At 64.6% G+C, this 17,590-nt stretch carries 15 protein-coding genes; 3 read left to right on the top strand and 12 right to left on the bottom strand.

The window, feature by feature from the left end:
- Nucleotides 1-268 precede the first annotated feature (268 nt).
- The 6 genes from IE243_RS13895 to IE243_RS13870 all read right to left on the bottom strand — a co-directional run bounded on the left by IE243_RS13895 (nucleotide 269) and on the right by IE243_RS13870 (nucleotide 8,068).
- Entirely contained in the window at nucleotides 269-1,795 is a 1,527-nt protein-coding gene (locus IE243_RS13895; protein ID WP_191319994.1) for a WS/DGAT/MGAT family O-acyltransferase, read from the bottom strand.
- 736 nt (nucleotides 1,796-2,531) lie between these two features.
- Nucleotides 2,532-3,002, bottom strand: a complete 471-nt coding sequence (gene phaP, locus IE243_RS13890) for a phasin family protein (RefSeq protein ID WP_191319993.1) — start codon at nucleotides 3,000-3,002, stop codon at nucleotides 2,532-2,534.
- A 101-nt stretch (nucleotides 3,003-3,103) separates the two neighbouring features.
- Nucleotides 3,104-3,916 (bottom strand): alpha/beta fold hydrolase, encoded by an 813-nt coding sequence (locus IE243_RS13885; protein WP_191319992.1) that lies wholly within the window; start codon nucleotides 3,914-3,916, stop codon nucleotides 3,104-3,106.
- 572 nt (nucleotides 3,917-4,488) lie between these two features.
- Nucleotides 4,489-5,484 (bottom strand): AraC family transcriptional regulator, encoded by a 996-nt coding sequence (locus tag IE243_RS13880; protein ID WP_244643165.1) that lies wholly within the window; start codon nucleotides 5,482-5,484, stop codon nucleotides 4,489-4,491.
- Between the two features lie 404 nt (nucleotides 5,485-5,888).
- Complete coding sequence (locus tag IE243_RS13875; protein WP_191319991.1) at nucleotides 5,889-6,650, bottom strand: N-acyl homoserine lactonase family protein; 762 nt, start codon at nucleotides 6,648-6,650, stop codon at nucleotides 5,889-5,891.
- Between the two features lie 221 nt (nucleotides 6,651-6,871).
- A complete protein-coding gene (locus IE243_RS13870; RefSeq protein ID WP_191319990.1) occupies nucleotides 6,872-8,068 on the bottom strand; it encodes an MFS transporter in 1,197 nt (398 codons plus the stop codon).
- A 112-nt stretch (nucleotides 8,069-8,180) separates the two neighbouring features.
- On the opposite strand from IE243_RS13870, the gene IE243_RS13865 reads away from it, so the two are divergent.
- On the top strand, nucleotides 8,181-8,981 hold the full coding sequence (locus IE243_RS13865) for an AraC family transcriptional regulator (protein WP_191319989.1): 801 nt from the start codon (nucleotides 8,181-8,183) through the stop codon (nucleotides 8,979-8,981).
- A 3-nt stretch (nucleotides 8,982-8,984) separates the two neighbouring features.
- Here the strand turns inward: IE243_RS13865 and IE243_RS13860 are convergent, their stop codons facing one another.
- The gene (locus tag IE243_RS13860) at nucleotides 8,985-9,590 is read right to left on the bottom strand and encodes a TetR/AcrR family transcriptional regulator (protein ID WP_191319988.1); all 606 of its coding nucleotides are present in this window, start codon (nucleotides 9,588-9,590) and stop codon (nucleotides 8,985-8,987) included.
- A gap of 70 nt (nucleotides 9,591-9,660) precedes the next feature.
- On the opposite strand from IE243_RS13860, the gene IE243_RS13855 reads away from it, so the two are divergent.
- Nucleotides 9,661-11,688 carry an oxidoreductase gene (locus IE243_RS13855; RefSeq protein ID WP_280514598.1) on the top strand — a complete coding sequence of 676 codons (2,028 nt, stop codon included), beginning with the start codon at nucleotides 9,661-9,663 and terminating at the stop codon, nucleotides 11,686-11,688.
- A 163-nt stretch (nucleotides 11,689-11,851) separates the two neighbouring features.
- Nucleotides 11,852-13,654 carry an acyl-CoA dehydrogenase gene (locus IE243_RS13850; RefSeq protein WP_191319986.1) on the top strand — a complete coding sequence of 601 codons (1,803 nt, stop codon included), beginning with the start codon at nucleotides 11,852-11,854 and terminating at the stop codon, nucleotides 13,652-13,654.
- A gap of 57 nt (nucleotides 13,655-13,711) precedes the next feature.
- Here IE243_RS13850 and IE243_RS13845 read toward each other — a convergent pair whose 3' ends face one another.
- The 5 genes from IE243_RS13845 to IE243_RS13825 form a co-directional block, all read right to left on the bottom strand.
- Complete coding sequence (locus tag IE243_RS13845) at nucleotides 13,712-14,269, bottom strand: helix-turn-helix domain-containing protein (protein ID WP_191319985.1); 558 nt, start codon at nucleotides 14,267-14,269, stop codon at nucleotides 13,712-13,714.
- Nucleotides 14,270-14,442: 173 nt separating this feature from the next.
- Nucleotides 14,443-14,694, bottom strand: coding sequence for a helix-turn-helix domain-containing protein (locus IE243_RS13840; RefSeq protein ID WP_191319984.1), 252 nt, complete (start codon nucleotides 14,692-14,694; stop codon nucleotides 14,443-14,445).
- Nucleotides 14,695-14,696: 2 nt separating this feature from the next.
- Nucleotides 14,697-15,752, bottom strand: a complete 1,056-nt coding sequence (locus IE243_RS13835) for a FecCD family ABC transporter permease (RefSeq protein ID WP_191319983.1) — start codon at nucleotides 15,750-15,752, stop codon at nucleotides 14,697-14,699.
- On the bottom strand, nucleotides 15,739-16,719 hold the full coding sequence (locus IE243_RS13830) for an ABC transporter substrate-binding protein (RefSeq protein ID WP_210319862.1): 981 nt from the start codon (nucleotides 16,717-16,719) through the stop codon (nucleotides 15,739-15,741). The genes IE243_RS13835 and IE243_RS13830 overlap by 14 nt, the downstream gene beginning before the upstream one ends.
- Nucleotides 16,716-17,555 (bottom strand): ABC transporter ATP-binding protein, encoded by an 840-nt coding sequence (locus IE243_RS13825; RefSeq protein ID WP_191319982.1) that lies wholly within the window; start codon nucleotides 17,553-17,555, stop codon nucleotides 16,716-16,718. Before IE243_RS13825 ends, IE243_RS13830 begins: the two co-directional genes overlap by 4 nt.
- Nucleotides 17,556-17,590: the final 35 nt, after the last annotated feature.

Raw genomic sequence — 17,590 nt, 5'->3', positions numbered from 1 at the left:
GTTTCCGCGAGCCAGCCGTCCGGATGCGGCGTTCTCAAACCGGATCACCGGGATGCTGACGCGCCGGTGCTCCGCAAGGCGCCTGGCGGCGCCGGGTTTTGAGATTTGAGCCTGTCTGGAAATGTTGGACAGTCCGATCCGGCGGGGCTGGCTTCGTCCCGCCGCGTCGCCAATCCCGCCAGCATCAATGGATGCTGGCGGCGCCGGTTTCGTCGCAGGGCGCAAAAACCTCCGCCGGATCGCTGTCGCTGAATTCCCCAACCGGCGGTTATGCCGGCTTTGGCGTCGCGGCCCGGGCCGTGGACGTCGCCCTGGCGGCGGGGGCTGGTTTGTCGGCGTTTTGACTCTCTGGCGTCGCTGGCGAAACCGGGGGGGCGCCAGCAACGGGAGGCAGCGCCTCGATTTCGTGCAGCGCTTCCTTCAGGCGTCCGATCATCTCGTAGGATTCCTCCTGGGACAGGACGCGCCGGCAGCACGTCAGTCCAAATTCCAGCTTTCCGGCATAGCTCTGCACGGTGATGTTCAGCGCGCTGCCATGATAGGGAATCGACACAGGGAAATAGTGGCGCATGAGGGCGCCAGCCAGGTAGAGCGGCGTTGCCGGACCAGGCACATTCGAGATCATGACGTTACCGGCCGAGGGAAGCCGGCCGAAGAGATTGGAGCGACCGATCAGGGACGCCAGCCCGGTCATCAACCAGGGAGCGCCGGTGATTGGAATATTCATTCCCAGCACAGGCTTGAGTTCCCGGACCACGGCCTTGGCCGCTTCCGATGAGGCATGAATCGCCTTGAACCGATCAGGCAGATCGGCGATGTCGGTTGCCAGATCAACGCGCACCGCGGAAACCTGATTGTTCATCGAGCTGTCGCCTTCGGCGCGCAGGCTGACGGGAACCATTGCAATCAGCGTCTCGTTGGGCAGCAGGTCGCGCTCCTTGAGAAAGCGATGCAGGGCGATGCTGCACATCGCCATCACGATCGTATTCACGGTGCCCCCGACCCGTTTGCCGAGCGCCTTTATGTCAGCAAGCGGAACGGACAGCGTGGTGTATGAACGCTGGTTGGTGATTGATTCATTGAAGATCGTCACCGGCGCAAGGCCAAGGTTCAGAGGGCGTTCGCCAGCTTTTACCCGCTGGCTGGCGACGATGTTTGCCGCGGCGCTGAACGCTTTCATCGCGCTTGGCATGGTCTCGGCGATCTTGAGATACTGCTGCGCGGTGTTTTTGGCTGCCGCCTGCAACAACTCCGTGACGCCGAGCTGATACTGGCCGCTGGAGCGCCGGCGACGTGGTGGACGCACCTCGCGCATTTCCGGCGTGGTGTCATAGAGAACCTTTGCAAGCTCCACGCCTGCCTTGCCGTCGACGCCGCTGTGATGGGCCTTGGTGTAGAAGGCCATCTGGCCGCTCTCGAGCCCGTCGATCACGTACATTTCCCATAGGGGGCGGCTGCGATCGAGCAAGGTGGAATGAAGGCGCGCAACCAGTTGTTCAAGTTGCGCCATGGAGCCAGGACGGCGGAGCGTCACAGCCCGGACATGGTAGTCCAGATCGATGTCATCATCTTCGATCCAGGCGGGCTCAGCCAGTTCGAATGGCATGGGCGCCAGCTTGCGCGTCAGCACCGACGCCAGATGGAGTCTTTTGGCAAGCATTCCCCTGACGTCATCGTAGTAGTCGCCTGTATAGCCCTTTGGGAGATCAAGCAACATGAGACTGCCCACGTGCATCGGGGTCTCAGGTGTTTCAAAATGCAGGAATGACGCGTCGACGCCGCTGAGATGGTCCATTGTCGCCTCCTCCAATGTCACATTACTTCAGTTTTTATGTACTCTTTCGGGATGACGTCGCGAGCGTCCGCCAATCACAGAAGGCGGAGCGTCGCGGTCTAAAGCGATACGTCTGGTTCCCCGGAGCTTCGGTTTTGTTATTTGTATCTGGTGGCAATCAACCTGCGGCGACATCAGCCTCGCCCAGACACTTTAGTCTGCACAAGTTCGGGCGACGAGCAATACACGTTTGCTTGCCAATGTCCTGGATTTGCATCGGGGGACTGATTCTTTGGGAATAATCTCCCGTATCTTTTCAGGGTATATTCGCCGGGCGCTGCTCTCCACCGCGAAGTTCATGGCCGGGGTGGTGGTCAACTGCATGAGTATTGGAGCGCCGCAAATCCACCGTCTGAATGCGGGGCGCTCCCATGGGTCAGGCGATGACAAATCTGAACCAGCCCCCGGGAAAATATCCGTACGTTGGGCCTGTCGCTTCGCTTGACCTTCAGAAGCCTCTCAAGAGCACGCAATGACTTCTGGCGCCCGGCCAGAGTATAAGTCGCTTGCATAATTTTTCTGAGGCTGGAGCTGGCCCGTCAAAACCCGCATGGCGCCCCCAACATGACGCGGCTCTTGTAAGCCGCGTCACCTGTTTTGCTGCACATCCTGTCCGGAATCCCTGTTTCCTGTTCGCCCGTGACTGGCGCACCGGCCAGCATCAGAATCTCGGAGACGCCTCCAGGACGACAGCGACTTACTTTTCTGTCTTTTCTGTCTGTTCCGTCTTTTGGGCCTTGAGCAGGTTCTGGAGGTTGCTCATGTTCTCCCGCATCCGCTCCTGCACAACTTTCCATGCATTGGCGTGCGCCTGCACCTCCAGTTGCGTCAGTTCACGAAAATTGGCGACGGCCTTTTCAACGCTGCGGCGGGCCATATCCGTCCGCTTGGACAATGGGTCGGTGGCGTTGAAGGTTTTGACGGCGCCCTGCCACTCGGCAAAGGTCTCCGACAGGATTTCCTGGCGACGTTCGATCAACGCGCGGATGCCTTCGTTGGCTTTCTGATTTGCTTCAACGAGGGCTTCCATGTCCTTGCGATGCCATTCGAGCAACGCCGTGACGTCGACGTTTGGCAACCGGTAGCGTTCAACCAGTTTTTTGAAGTCATCCAGTCCGGGTATCGCGCCCGCCACGCGCTCCGCCTGCTTGTCGTTATCTGCTGCCATGAGGGACCCCTTTGTCGTTTCTTCTGTCGTGAGACGTCGCCATGCGGCCAGACCTTCGTAGCGTTGCCAGGCATGGCGCCGTATGGCCCTTCACGTCATGTTCAGGACGCGAAAGATCTGCTGCGGAAAAAGCTGGCGCAATTATCTTCCCTACGATCGGGGTCGGGGTACACCAGGCCCCGAACGCCGCTACGGTCGAATGGGCGCCATTCCCCTTCCTTCTGGGCAAGGCGATCCGCGATGGCGTAGAGCACCGCCGGATTGTGGCCGAGACCGCAATGACTTCCCTCCACCTCGATATTCTGCGTGGTGCTGGAGGCCTGTTCGCGGCAGCCCTGCCAGGCGACGACGCCGTCCGTACGCGAGTAGATCGCGGTGCTTGGCGCTGGCGGGGGCAACTTCATGCCCTCCCGGTCTGGCCAGTCCTCAACCTTGCGATCGCTGAGGAACTCATAGACCCGCCAGGCGTTGCTCGCTTTTGGCTCGCTGGCGAACGGGCTGCCAAGCGTGATGACCTGACGGACCGCCGATGGCAGGCGCCGCGCCAGTTCACGGGCGAAAATCCCGCCAAGGCTCCAGCCAATCAGGCTGACCTTGCGCTGGTAACGTTGGGACAGCTCAGAAAGCCTTGCCTCCATCGCATCCTCAACGCCAGGGCGCGGGCCACGATTCTGGCCGAGCTTCCAGCCATGAGCAGCGTAACCCTGAGCCTTCAGATACGTACGCAAGGGCCTGGTGGATACGTCGCTGGCGGAAAGGCCCGGCAACACCAGCACAGGACTGCCGTCTCCGCGCGGCGCGCGACGGAGCAGGGGATAGAGCGCGAAGAATGCCTGCAATTCCCAGATGCCGCGGGCTTCAAGCGCCAGGAGGAGCTTTGAGGGCGGGTTAATCTGATTGGTGTTGACGCTCATCCTGAACACTTTCCTGAATGTCGCGACAGCTTGTCCCGCCTGTTGCCAATGTTCCGAACCCAAAACGCTATCGAGGGTTTGGAAGTCGGGAAAGGTGCGATTGGCCATGTCAGGCAGCTATTTTTGGGGTAAATTGCCCCGGCGACATGGCCTGTGCGGCATGCGGGCGCCGATGTCGTGGATCACATGATGGTTGCAAGGGGGGGCATATTTCACGTTTCTGACGCCATTCGATGATCAGTGCTGCCCCTGAAATGCTTTGCCGAGCGAATTCGGCTCTCATTTATGAAGATTTTCCCTTAAGGAAAGCATGGGAAGTCATTCCCAGAACAAGACGGCGACCCTGCCTGCGGATGGCCGCGGCGCGGAGGTTGGACGCTTCAGTGCGGGGCGCCTCCGGGCGTCATCTCCGGGGCGTCATCTCCGGGCGTCATGAAGAATTGATGACGCCGCCGCTTTGACAGCCTGAACGCCAGGCGTCATGGACGCGGTCGTGCGACAGACCCACAGCACGACGGATTGTCGTGGATGATCGAGGGCTCGCCCGGTTTGGCCGGTGTTTGTCCGGCGCATCATTCCAGGCGCGTCGCCTTGCGGAAACTGGATGGGCTCTTGCCGGTCCACCGGATGAAGGCATGACGGAAATTGGCGGCGTCACTGTAGCCGACGAGGCCTGCGATCTCCTCGATCGTCATATGCGTCTTGCGCAAATATTCCATGGCCAGGCGTGTTCTGACCTCAGCCAGCACATCGCGATAAGAAGCGCCCTCCATCTCAAGTTTCCGGCGCAATGCGCGCGGATGCATTTGCAGCCGCTCCGCCATGGTCTGGATGTTTGTATAGCGTCCCGGCTGTTCCACAAGGATTCGACGGATCTCTGCAGTCACGCCTCCGGTCCGGTTAACCTCTTCCAGCAATTGTTCGCACATCTCACGCGCTATCGCATGGCTGCGCGGATCGGCAAGCCTGACGCGGCCATCTTCCTTCGGGCGCTCAAAGCCACAATTCCGCTGCCTGAAAACAACATCACATTCAAATATGGTCGCATAGGTTGGGGCATGGGACGGCGCGGCGTAGTCCAGCCGGACCCGGCTGAATGCGAAGTGGGAGCCAGCCCAATCCCTGGTCGCCGTCAAATGGGCGGCCAGAGCGAACTCAATCGCGAACTGGTGGGCCCGGTCCGTCGGGTCTGGCCAATAAATGGGATCAAACGTGATGGTGGCGCTCACGTCGTCCGAGGCGACGGTGAAATCACAGCACGGTCCAACGGCCCGGATATATTTGGCGGCGAACGCCCGTGCTTCGGCGCGGGTCGCGCTGCTCAGCAATGCATAGCCATACATGCCATAGGCGGTAATGTGCATGCGCAGCCCGGCCTGCAGGGCTATCGCAGCATTGTTTGACAACGCGATCGTATTGCGGATGACGCGATCGAGATCACGGTACGAGACTTTTGTGGTGTGGCAACCAAGTTGTTCGGGCGCAACGCCTGTCCCTTCAAGAACCAGGGAAGGTTCGTGCCCCTCTTCGGCCATCTCGGCCACGATCGCGGCAATCGTATGCGGCATGTATATGCGCCGCGTGAATTCGGGGAGAGACCGGCGCGCCACGCCGTTGCCGGCAGGATCGCGCCGTCGGTCACTTGCGGTCATGGCCGTTCTCCCTGCGTGGGCGCCCGTCCGGTTTCGTGTCCGCGGGTCCTTGCAGGAAGTATGCGCGTTCGCTGGGGTAAGGCAATATGTCGCAGCCCAGGACGCGACTGGCTCGTCCTGGCGTTCCGGATGATTGGTCGCGCGGGATGTGCTGTTGTCTGAAGGTGCGCCCTGGAAACCGGTCCGCTGCGTGATGATCCGGTCGGAAATCCCCGCGCCCGAAGCCTCGACTGCATGCTGGCGCGCTGCCAGGCAGGCGCGACCTGACATGCGCGCGACATTGCGGCATGACGGCCGCCCCTGCACCAGAACGCCGGGCTTCAGGCGTAGTGATCGCTGCCCCGACGCAGGGTGCGCCATTGCGCGTCATCGTGCCCGTAAATCACGGTCGCGCCAGCCTGCCTGATGTCGCGTATGCGCGCATAGCTTTCCAGACACTTCTCCACGCTCCAGGTGTTTTTCGGCGCGAAATTGTCGTCCAGATTGGCTTTGACGCTCGCCGTGTCGGAGGCGAGCAGGAACAGGCCGTCCCGGTCGAGGCGCACCAGCGCCCCCATGGCGCCCGGCGTATGCCCAGGCAGATGCAGCAGCCGGATTCTGCCGTCGCCGAAGACGTCGTGGCCTTCGCCAACCAGTTCGACCTGCAGGGGGTGGTCCCAGTCGGTCGGGAGGTAGCCCATTTTCACGCCGTCCGGCGCGCGCGCGGCGGCCAGCTCCGCCGGGTGGATCAGAATTTTTGCCTTTGTGAAGAACTGGTTGCAACCGCAGTGGTCGGTGTGAAGATGTGAACAAACGACATGGGAGATGTCGTCCGGCGACAGGCCGATGCATGCGAGGCTGGTCAGGAGGTGATCGTTCTCGGCCATGATCGGGGTCATGAAACGCGCCATGCCGCCCCAGCGCGACGTGGGATCCTTGCCGATATCGGGGTGGCAACCCGTATCGAACAGGACGTTGCCCTTGCTGTGCCGGAGCAGAATGCAGGATACGGGAAGCTCCAGCGTCTCCTCCGCCGCCGCGTCCGGGTAGTAAATCGCCTTGCGCATGCGAAGGCGACCACCTGACAGGATGTGCATCTTCATGGACAGGGCGCTTCCCTTCCTTGCCCGTGGGCGCCGGGGTTCGCCGGCGCGCTGGACCAGACGTGGGCCGGGGTTGAACCGTTGGACGATTGCCGGCCGCTGATCGCTGGCGCGCCGGAGCCAGGTCTCACGGCAGTCTGGGCCAAGCCTCCATGTTCGCGCGGTGAGCGTCAAGAACGCCCGCTCCGCAAGTGAAGAGAGCGGACAGGCGTCGGCGTGAATCACCGCTCGGGCGTTGCGTGCGCCACATTGATATGGACCGCACGACCCGCGCCGAGGCCGAGAAGCGCCAGAATGATGCACAGGGCCGCGCAGATCGAGAGAACCACGGGCCAGCTGTCGACGGCGTCGTGCAGGGCTCCGGCCAGAACAGGCCCGGTGGCGGACATGAGGTAGCCGACCGATTGGGTCATGCCTGAAAGGCTCGCTGTCTGGGGGGCGGATGCGGTTCGCAGGCCGATGAAAGCCAGGGCGAGAATGAAGGCGCCGCCAATCCCGAAGCCGAACAGCGAAACCCACAGCACGGCCCAGGTCGGGACAAGCTGTAGCCCAAGCAGCGAGGCCAGGCTGGACAGGGCCAGCGCCGCCGCAAGTCCACGCTGGTCCCTGGCGCGGCGCACCAGGGGGGCGATCACGAAGCCGGGCAGGGCCGTGGCGAGCTGCATGGCTCCATGAAGCGAACCAGCCTCAGCCTGGGAATATCCAAGGCTCACCAGAATCGACGGAAGCCATGCGCCGATGGCGTAATAGACAAATGAGTTGATCCCGAAGAACAGCGTGACCTGCCACGCCAGGGCGGAGCGCCAGACGGCCCCGCCGTGCGCGGGCGCTACGGCAGCCGCCGCGGGGCGGGAAGACGCGCGCAGTTGCGGCGCCCAGACCAGGGCGCTTGCGACCGGCAGGACCAGGAAGGCGCCGAGCGAGATGCGCCAGTCGAAAGCATGCATGAGCGGCACGACCATGGCTGATCCCGCCGCCGACGCCACGCCCATGGTGATTGAATACACTGCGGTAAGGCCGGTGATCCGGTCGGGAAAATCCCGCTTGAGCAGGCTCGGCAACAGGGTGTTGCCGATCGCGATGCCGGCCCCGAGGATCGCCGTCCCGAGAAACAGCGCCCAGGCCGGGCCGGACGAGCGCACGACAATGCCCGCCGCGATCACCGCCAGGGCCATGAACAGCGCCCGTTCAAGCCCAAACCTGCCGGCCAGCGGCGCAGAAAAGGGTGAAATTACACAGAACGTCAGCAGGGGAAGGGTGATCAGGAATCCGGCTTCGCCCGCGCCCATGCCGAATGTATCGCGGATGGCGTCCAGCAGGGGGCTCGCCGCGGTGAAGGGCGCGCGCAGGTTGGTGGCGAAGAGCAGTATCCCGGCAATGATCCAGGCCGGGTGAAGATGACGGGCGGTCGGGAGCATGGAGGCACGCGGGCAGGAGTGGGGCGATGTCGGATTGCCGGAACCTTATCACTCGCAGTGCGTGGCGGATCAGGATATTATGCCATTTTATTGCTGAATCCGGCCAAAGATCATGGACCAGCCGCACCTCTGCCTTGAAACCTTCGATCCGGACGCCGCGCCGCAGACAATGCTCGCGCTGGGCGTTTCGGTGAAGGACCAGAAATTTGAACTGCCGATGCACCTTCACCGGAAGGGGCAACTGGTCGTCGCCCTGCGGGGCGGGGTGATGTGCCGGGCGCAGGGCGGCCTGTGGATGGTTCCTCCGGGTGGAGGCGTCTGGATTCCGGGCGGGGTGGCGCACAGCAACCGCGTCACGATCAACGGTCAGATCTGCCTGCTCTTCATCGATCCCGTGCATGTCGGGTTGCCGGAGCATTGCTGCACGCTCTCGCTGACGCCGCTCATTGTCGAGATCGTGAAGCGGCTGGCGGACTTCACTCATCAGGATGCAGCCCGGGATGCTCACGCCGACAGGATCGCGGCGGTGTTGCTGGAGGAATTGCGCCGGGCGGAGGTTTCGGCGCTTCATTTGCCAATTCCGGACGATCCGACGCTGACGCGCATCGCCAACGCCCTCATCCAGTCGCCTGACGACCGAAGCACGGTCGGGCAATGGGCGGCGCGGATGGCGATGAGCGAGCGGACGCTCGCCAGGCTGGTGAGCAGCAGGACGGCGATGAGCTTCGGGCGCTGGCGGCAGCAACTCCACATCATCATGGCGCTGCAAAAGCTGTCATCCGGGATGAGCGTCCAGAACGTCTCGGACAGCCTCGGTTATGGCTCGGTCAGCGCGTTCATCACCATGTTCAGGAGCGTCCTGGGGCAACCGCCGGCCCGCTACATCGCCGGACGCGGCGGCGCCAGCCTCTGAACGTCAGGCGCGGCGGGGGCGGGCGCCCCGCGTGACGATCCGCGCCGCCTCCAGCCGGAGACGGTCAAACGTGGCGTCATCATCAAGCTTCCCGGCCATCCGCAACACGATCAGGCCATGCAGGCTCGCCCAATAGGCATGGGCGATCAGATCGGCGTCGCCTTCCAGCAGGCCTTCGGCGACCATCTCGCGCACATAGCCGGTCAACAGCTGGCGCGAGCGCGTCATGGCCTGGCGCAACTCCGGGGTGTTCTCGCCCTCATCCTGTCCAAAGGCGAAAATCAGCTGGTAGGCCGCCGGCTCCCGAAAGGCGAAAGCAGCGTAGGCGTCGCCAATGGCGCGCGAGCGCTCCCACAGATCCGCCGCCCCCCTTGAGGCAGCCTCGATGCAATCCGAGAAGCGGTCGTAGGCAGCGGTCCGCGTCGCCGTCAGCAAGTCCGTTTTTGCTGGATAGTAACGGTAGAGGGAAGCCGCGGACCAACCCATTTCAGTCGCGATGGCGCGCATGGAAACGCCCGACGGGCCCTTGCGCGCGATATGCCGCTCCGCAACCACGCGGATGCGCTCGCGGACATCATGGACCTGCTCATCTGTCAGCAAAACCGCCATGGCGCTTGTCATACTGAACACTGTTCGTTATGGCAAATGTCAAACGCTGTTTAGAATGATTGGAAACGCCGTGTCCGCCAGGTATCCGAACATCTTCTCGCCCCTGAAAGTGGGCTCGACCACGATCAAGAACCGCATCCTCATGGGATCGATGCACACCGGTCTTGAGGACGTCGAGAATGCGGCGGAACGGCTGTCGGCCTATTTCGTTGAGCGCGCAAAAGGCGGCGTCGGCATCATCATCACCGGCGGCATCGGCCCGCATCCGACCGCTGGCGCCGGCGCCAAGCTGCTCAACGCAGGTGACGTCGCCATGCACCGGCAGGTGACGGACGCGGTTCACGCGGCGGCCGACGATGTGAAGATTGTCATGCAGATCCTGCACAGCGGTCCGCTGGCCCGCACGTCCGCCTGCGTGGCGCCGTCGCCGGTCAAGTCGCGCATCGCCCAGTACCAGCCCGCCGGCCTTGATGAAGCCGGCATCGAGGAGCAGATCGCGGCATTCGCCAATTGCGCGAAGCTGGCGAAGGAGGCTGGCTACGACGGCGTCGAAATCATTGGCTCGGCCGGCTACCTCATCTCGACCTTCCTTGTCTCCAAGACCAACCTGCGCACCGATCGCTGGGGCGGCGAATGGAGCAATCGCATGCGCTTCCCGCTGGAGATCGTGCGTCGCACCCGCGCGGCGGTCGGGCCGGACTTCATCCTGGTGTTCCGCATCTCGGCGATGGACATGCTGCAGGAAGGCCTCTCCTGGGAGGAGGTCGTCAGCCTCGCCAAAGCGCTGGAGGCCGAGGGCGTGGACGTGATCTCCACGCACTTTTGCTGGCATGAGAGCTTCGTTCCGACCATCGCCACCATGGTGCCGCGCGCCGCCTTCACCCAGGTGACCGGCCGGTTGCGCAAGGAACTGTCGATCCCGGTCATCACCAGCAACCGCATCAACATGCCGTCGGTGGCGGAAGAGGTGCTGGCGCGCGGCGACGCCGACATCGTGTCGATGGCCCGCCCGATGCTGGCCGACCCGGACCTGGTCAACAAGGCCGCCCAGGGCCGTGAGGATGAGATCAACACCTGCATTGGCTGCAACCAGGCGTGCCTCGACCACACCTTCACCGGCCAGTTGACCACCTGTCTTGTCAATCCGCGCGCCTGCCGCGAAACCGAGCTGACCGTCGCGCCCGCTGGCGCGAAGCGGAAGATCGCCATCGTCGGCGCCGGGCCAGCCGGTCTCGCCTATGCGGTCACCGCCGCGGAGCGTGGTCACGCGGTCACGCTGTTTGACGCCAGCGACGAAATTGGCGGCCAGTTCAACTACGCCAAGCGCATTCCCGGCAAGGAAGAGTTCTACGAGACGCTGCGTTACTACCGCCGCATGATCGATGTGCTCGGCATCGAGCTGAAACTGGGCGTGCGCGTCGACGTCGATACGGTGCGGGCTGGCGGCTTCGATCATGTGGTGGTGGCTACCGGCATCACGCCGCGCACGCCGCAGATTCCCGGCATCGATCACGGCAAGGTGGTCAGCTATATCGACGTCATCACCGGCAACGCGCCCGTGGGACAGAAAGTTGCGATCATCGGCGCCGGCGGCATTGGCTTCGATGTCGCCGAACTCATCACCCATGCCGGCAAGAGCAGCGCGCTCGACGTCAATGTCTTCGCGAAAGAGTGGGGCATTGATTTCACGAATCATCCGCGCGGCGGCGTCACCGGCGTTACGCCGGAGGTTGCCGCCAGCGGCCGCGAAGTGACGCTGCTGCAGCGCAAGGAAACGCCTGTGGGGCAGGGGCTTGGCCGCACGACGGGCTGGACCCATCGCATGACGTTGCAGCGTCGCGGCGTGAAGATGATGCGCGGCGTTGAGTATGTCGGGATCGATGATGCGGGCCTGCACGCGGTCGTCGGCGGCCAGCCGGAGCTGTTCGACGTCGATACGGTGATCGTCTGCGCCGGCCAGGATCCGCAGCGTTCGCTGCACGATGCGCTGGGTGAGGCCGGAATTTCGTCCGAACTGGTTGGCGGCGCCTTCGAAGCGACCGAACTCGACGCCAAGCGCGCCATCAAGCAGGCGACCGAGTCGGCGGCGCTGGTCTGACGCCCCCGGGCGGCGCCGGGCGAACGGCGCCGCCATTTCACGCTGTCGCAGCCTGTTTTCCCGCCCAGTCCGGGGAGCCGCCGCGCGGCGCCGGCCGCCGGGGCGGATGGGTTCGACACAGGCTTCCGGCCGGCATAGTTTGGCGCCACAACCGGAGTGCCTCATGTCCCTGATCGTTGACCGCCGTGACCTGGACTTTGTCCTGTTTGAAATGCTGGACGCCGGACGTCTGGCTGAACGGCCGCAGTTCGCCCAGTACGACCGCGCCGCCATGGGCCAGATTCTCGACACGGCGCAGACGCTGGCGGAGGAGGTGTTCCTGCCCATCGCGGCGGAAGTCGACGCCAACGAGCCGCGCTTCGTGAACGGCCAGGTGGAGCAGCCTGCTGCGACAGGAGCCGCCCTGCGGGCCTGGGCGGACGCGGGGTTCTTCGGGCTGGCGTTTGACGAATCCAGCGGTGGCCTGCAGGCGCCGTGGACGCTGTATACGGCTGCGACTGGCATGGCCGTGGCCGCCAACACGCCGGTGACGAACTACGCCTTTCTCACTGTCGCCGCGGCGAATTTGCTGAATGCCTTCGGTTCCGAAACGCTGAAGCGCCTGTATCTGCCGGCGATGATTGAAGGGCGCTGGTTCGGCACCATGTGCCTGTCCGAGCCGCAGGCCGGTTCGTCGCTTGGCGATATCCGCACCATGGCCACGCCGCGCGGCGACGGAACCTATGCGGTGCGCGGCAACAAGATGTGGATCTCGGGCGGCGAGCAGGCGATCACCGACAATATCGTCCACATGGTGCTGGCGAAGCTGCCGGATGCGCCTCCCGGCTCCAAGGGCATTTCGCTGTTTCTCGTGCCGAAAATGCGCGTCGATGGCGACGGGAACATCACTGGCCCCAACAACATCGCGCTGGCTGGCCTCAACCACAAGCTGGGTCAGCGCGCCACCACGAACTGTCTGCTGAATTTCGGCGAGGCGGGCGAATCCATCGGCTGGATGATTGGCGAGCCCAATCGCGGCCTGGAATACATGTTCCACATGATGAACGAGGCCCGCATCGGGGTTGGCCATGCCTCCACGATGGCTGGCCTCGCCGGTTATCTCCATTCGGCGGACTACGCCCGCACGCGCCTGCAGGGGCGGCCGGTTGACAGCCGCAATCCCGCCAGCCCCCAGGTTCCGATCATCCGCCACGCGGACGTGCGTCGCATGCTGCTCTCGCAGAAGGCCGCCGTCGAAGGCGCGCAGGCATTATGCCTGTTCTGCTCGATGCTGGTCGACGACGCCGCCACCACAACAGACGCGGCCACGCGGGAGCGGGCTGGCCGGCTGCTCGGCCTGCTGACGCCGGTCGTCAAGTCCTGGCCGTCGGAACATTGTCTTGAGGCCAACAAATGGGCCATCCAGATTCTCGGCGGCTACGGCTACACGCGCGACTATCCGCTGGAAAGGCTCTACCGCGACAACCGGCTCAACCACATCCATGAAGGCACATTCGCCATTCAGGGCATGGACCTGCTCGGACGCAAGATCGGCGCGGACGGCGGAGAAACCCTGCGCGAACTGATCGGCGTGATCCGCGAGACGCTTGATGACGCGCGGGCCTTTGAACAACTCGGCCCGGATTGCGCGCGGATGGACAGTGCGCTGGCGGCGCTTGAAAGCGCGACCCGGGCGTTGCTCGCCTGCCAGGAACCCGAGCGGCGCACCGCCAATGCAACGATCTTCCTCGACGCCTTTGGTCATGTGGTGCTTGGCTGGATCTGGTTGTGGCAGGCCCGTCTCGCCGAGGCCCGCCTCGCCGATCCCACGCTCAGCGAGGCGGAAAAATCGTTCTATCTCGGCAAGCGCCAGGCCTGCCGATATTTCTGCCTGCACGAGTTGCCCCACGCCGTCGTCCGCTTCGCCCTGTGTGAGAGCCTTGAGTCGCCGGCGCTCGACTGTGCGCCCGGGTTGTTTGGCGAATGACCTGAACCTGCGCGTCCGGAAAGGCCGCCCGCTGGCGCCGGCCATGACGGCCCTGCCTCATGGGCGCGCGAGAATCCGGTAGATGGTTGCGGCGGATACGCCAAAGCGTCGCGCCACCTGGCGGATGGACAGCCCCTGTTCCTGGACAAGGCAGCGAACGTTGACGTGATGCTCCGCGGCGATGGCCATGGGCCTGCCGCGCGGGCCGGTGGGCGCGGCCTGATCCTCCACCGGCGCTGCGTCGTGTGACGCGTTGACGGACGTCGGGGTTTCCAGAGCCCGGGTGAGGCATCTGGCGACCTCGACCAGAACATCGCCCGAAACGCTTTCCGACCCGGGGGGCAGGTCCAGGATCCGGAGACTGGCCCCGGTATCCGCCAGCGCTTTCGCAACGTTCATCACGTCGCATATGGACGCGCCAAGCCGCTCGACCGATCGCACCAGGAAACTGTCATGGGGCCGCAGGAAACCCATGGCCTGCTCCAGGATCGCCGAACGCCCGGATGGGTTGGAGACAACGAAACAGCGTTCCGCGCCCATGGCGTCCAGGGCGGCGCGGTCGCAGACCGGGTCATTGTCCCTTGTGTGGAAAGACCAACCATAGCCAATCTGCATGGCGTTTTCTCCCCCTTGCTTTGAAGAGAACGGTATTCCCGCGGTTGTTTTGCTTGTGTGCGCTATCAAACCTCAGAAACCGCAGGCGCCAGCGAGAATTCGCGCCGCGGCGCAGGCAGGTGAGCTTCCCAGGCAGGCGGATGGTTGCGTCCGCCGGCGCGCGGCAGGTAAAATCAGGCCAGACGCGGGCCGTCCGCCGCATCGATCTTCACGCCAGCCTGCTCCAGTGCGATGCGGATGGCCTGCTGGTTTGACACGGCCATTTTCCGCGCGCCCTTTTCGAAAAGCGTCACCGTGGCGCGGCTCATCGCAACGGCGTCAGCCAGTTGCATCGGGGTCCAGCCCAGCAATTCCCGGGCGGCCTGGCATTGTTGTGGGGTAAGGCCGGTGCGCCCGGCCTGTCGCTGGCGGCGTGAGGCGGCCAAGGTCAACCGCCTGCCCGGTTGCGAAGCATCAGGACAAAGAACAGGCCGCCGACGACGCCGGTAACGACGCCGACAGGCAGATCGTCGGGCGCGATGATGGTGCGCGAGACGATGTCGGCGAGCACAAGGAACAGGGCCCCGACCAGCGCGCTTGCTGGCAAAACCAGGCGATTGTCGCCGCCCACAACCATGCGCACCAGATGCGGCGTCATGAGACCGACGAAGCCGATCATGCCGGAAACCGAGACCATGACGCCGGTGATGAAAGCGCCCGCCGTCATATGCAGCAGGCGGGCGCGGGCGACGCGGACGCCCAGCGTGGTCGCGGTTTCATCGCCCATGGCCAGCGCGTTCAGGTCGCGTCGTTTCGCCAGGAACCATGCGCCGCCGGCCGCGAGCGCCACGGCGGGAGCGGGCAGAACGCTCCAGTCCGCCGCGCCGAAGCCGCCCAGGGTCCAGAACGTCACATTGGCGGCGGAGCGCTGATCCGCGAACAGGATCAGCAAGTTGGCGCAGGCGGTGACGACAAATGAAACGGCGACGCCGGAGAGGATCAGCCGGTCGGCGGTGGTTGAGCCGGTGAGCCGCGCGATTGACAGCACGACGAGCGTTGCGCCGAGAGCGCCGGCGAAGGCAAAAAGGGGCGTCGTCGCGGGCCCCAGAATGTCGCCCACATGCAGGATCGCCAGGTTCGCGCCGAGCACGGCGCCAGCGGCCACGCCGAGCAGGTAAGGGTCCGCCAGCGGATTTCGCGTTGCTGACTGCATCGCCGCCCCGACCATGCCGAGCCCGGCGCCGACCAGCGCCGCGAGCAGGATGCGCGGCAGGCGCAGATCCCAGACGATGGCCTCGATCCCCGGCTTCCAGTATGGCGCGGCGCCCGTGGGCATGATGCGGCTCAACAGGATGTCCCGGACTTCGGCGAAGGGAATGCGGGCGGATCCGACCGCCAGCGATCCGGCCATCGCCCCGAGCAGCAACGCTGTGACGGCCAGGCCGGGCAACAGGACGCGATGGCGGCGCGCGCGGGTCGGCGCCGCTGGCTCAATGATCGCCATGAAGAAACTCCGCGATTTTCTCGACCGCCGTCACATTGCGTGGCCCCGGAGTCAGCTCGTTGTAGCCGAGCGTCAGGATGCGCCCCTGCCGGAGCGCCCGCAGCTCGCGCAGGCCAGGCCGCGCGGCAAGGAAATCCATCTTGCGCCGCACGTCGCCCTGGCCGAAGTCCATCATGATGATGGCGTCGGGATCACGTTCAATGACGCGCTCCCAGCTGATCCGCGTCCAGTTGCCGGGCGTATCGTCAGCCATGTTGCGTCCGCCCGCCGCTTCGATGAGCGCCGTGGGCATCGAATGGGCTCCCGCCGTGCCGGCGACGCGTCCGGGGCTGTCGAACAGAAAGACGTCCAGCCGGGGTTTCCCGGCGATTTTCCGGGAGACGGCGTCGATCCGTCGCCGATATCCGGCGACCAAACTGTCCGCCCGCGCTTCCACGCCGAAAATCCGGCCCAGATTCAGCAAATCCCGATAGAGAAAGTCGAGCGTCGGTTTCTCGCGCCTGCCGATCCGCACGCAGCTCTCGGTCAGCTCATAGACGGGGATGCCGAAGCGGGCGAGTTTCTCCGGCGTCACCTCGCCGCCGGCGCGCATGCCGTAGCTCCAGCCGGCGAAGTAGAAGTCGACGCCTTCGCCCAGCAATGTTTCGCGATTGGGGTAGCCGCGCTGGATCTGGCGCAGTTGCGCGGCCTTCGGAAACAGGTCCAGCGCTGAAGCGCGCATACGGTCCCTGTGACCGATATAGCCGGCCATGCGGTCGGTCAGATCCAGCGCCAGCATCATCTCGGTGAGATTGGAATCATAAGACACCGCCCGTTGTGGCGGCTGGGTGACGGTGACCATCCGGTCGCAGCTGCGGACGGTGACCGGCGCGGCCTGCCCGGCGGATGTCGCGCACAGGGCGAGGCCAGCGCCGGCAAGACCCGCCAGGAGGCGGAGCGACGGGAAACCCATGCGTAGTCCGGTCATTCGCTGGATTCCGCGCTGCTGTCAGCGCGCCTTTCCGGCAGGCGGTAATCGAAGCGCAGCGAAGGGCCGCGCGGCGCAATCTCGGCCTCCACGTCGAAGCTCTGGCGGATGAGCGCCGGCTGCAAGGTCCCGGACACGGGGCCGAAAGCCATCTGGCGGCCGGCGCGCAACACCAGCACCTTGCTGGCCACGTCGGCCGCCATGTCGAGGTCGTGCAGCGTGGTCACGATGGTCATTGCGAGGCCCCGCAACAGTTCCACCGCTTCGAGACGGTGGCGGATATCCAGGTGGTTGGTGGGCTCGTCGAGCACCAGAACGCCGGGTTCCTGAGCCAGCGCCCGGGCGATCAGCGCCCGCTGTTTTTCCCCGCCGGACAGGGTTGAGAAGGCGCGGCCGGCCAGATGGCTGACCTCCATCCGTCGCATGGCCGCCGCAACAGCGCGGGCGCCGGCGGCGCGGCCGGCAATCCCGCCCGCATGGGGCGTGCGGCCGGCGTCGACCATCTCCTGGACGGTGAAGGCGAAATCGCCCGGCGCTTCCTGCAGCACGGCGGCGATCTTCCGGGCGGCCAGACGCGGCGCCAATGACCAGAGATCAGTCCCGCCAACGCGCACCGCGCCGGCGAGGGGCCGGTGCAGGCGATACAGGCAACGCAACAGCGTCGACTTGCCGGCCCCGTTGGGGCCGACAATAGCGAGGCGGTCGCCTGGCGTCAGCGCGAAGCTGACGCCAGAAATGAGCGGCGCGCGGCCGGGCGGTCCCCACGCCAGATCGGTCGCCTCCAGGCTGAGGGCGACGTCCGGCTTTTCAGGACCGGCGCCTGACCCGGTTTGCATGACCGGCCGCCTCACCCGGGCGAAGAGCGACGGCG

The organism is Camelimonas fluminis (assembly GCF_014656355.1).
Classification (GTDB): Bacteria; Pseudomonadota; Alphaproteobacteria; order Rhizobiales; family Beijerinckiaceae; genus Camelimonas; species Camelimonas fluminis.
This window is presented reverse-complemented; position numbering and strand designations above follow the sequence as displayed.

Coding starts and splice junctions, on each gene's coding strand:
- IE243_RS13895 (WP_191319994.1), bottom strand. CDS start 1,795: ATGGACCATCTCAGCGGCGTCGACGCGTCATTCCTGCATTTTGAAACA.
- phaP (WP_191319993.1), bottom strand. CDS start 3,002: ATGGCAGCAGATAACGACAAGCAGGCGGAGCGCGTGGCGGGCGCGATA.
- IE243_RS13885 (WP_191319992.1), bottom strand. CDS start 3,916: ATGAGCGTCAACACCAATCAGATTAACCCGCCCTCAAAGCTCCTCCTG.
- IE243_RS13880 (WP_244643165.1), bottom strand. CDS start 5,484: ATGCCGCATACGATTGCCGCGATCGTGGCCGAGATGGCCGAAGAGGGG.
- IE243_RS13875 (WP_191319991.1), bottom strand. CDS start 6,650: ATGAAGATGCACATCCTGTCAGGTGGTCGCCTTCGCATGCGCAAGGCG.
- IE243_RS13870 (WP_191319990.1), bottom strand. CDS start 8,068: ATGCTCCCGACCGCCCGTCATCTTCACCCGGCCTGGATCATTGCCGGG.
- IE243_RS13865 (WP_191319989.1), top strand. CDS start 8,181: ATGGACCAGCCGCACCTCTGCCTTGAAACCTTCGATCCGGACGCCGCG.
- IE243_RS13860 (WP_191319988.1), bottom strand. CDS start 9,590: ATGGCGGTTTTGCTGACAGATGAGCAGGTCCATGATGTCCGCGAGCGC.
- IE243_RS13850 (WP_191319986.1), top strand. CDS start 11,852: ATGTCCCTGATCGTTGACCGCCGTGACCTGGACTTTGTCCTGTTTGAA.
- IE243_RS13845 (WP_191319985.1), bottom strand. CDS start 14,269: ATGCAGATTGGCTATGGTTGGTCTTTCCACACAAGGGACAATGACCCG.
- IE243_RS13835 (WP_191319983.1), bottom strand. CDS start 15,752: ATGGCGATCATTGAGCCAGCGGCGCCGACCCGCGCGCGCCGCCATCGC.
- IE243_RS13830 (WP_210319862.1), bottom strand. CDS start 16,719: ATGACCGGACTACGCATGGGTTTCCCGTCGCTCCGCCTCCTGGCGGGT.
- IE243_RS13825 (WP_191319982.1), bottom strand. CDS start 17,555: ATGCAAACCGGGTCAGGCGCCGGTCCTGAAAAGCCGGACGTCGCCCTC.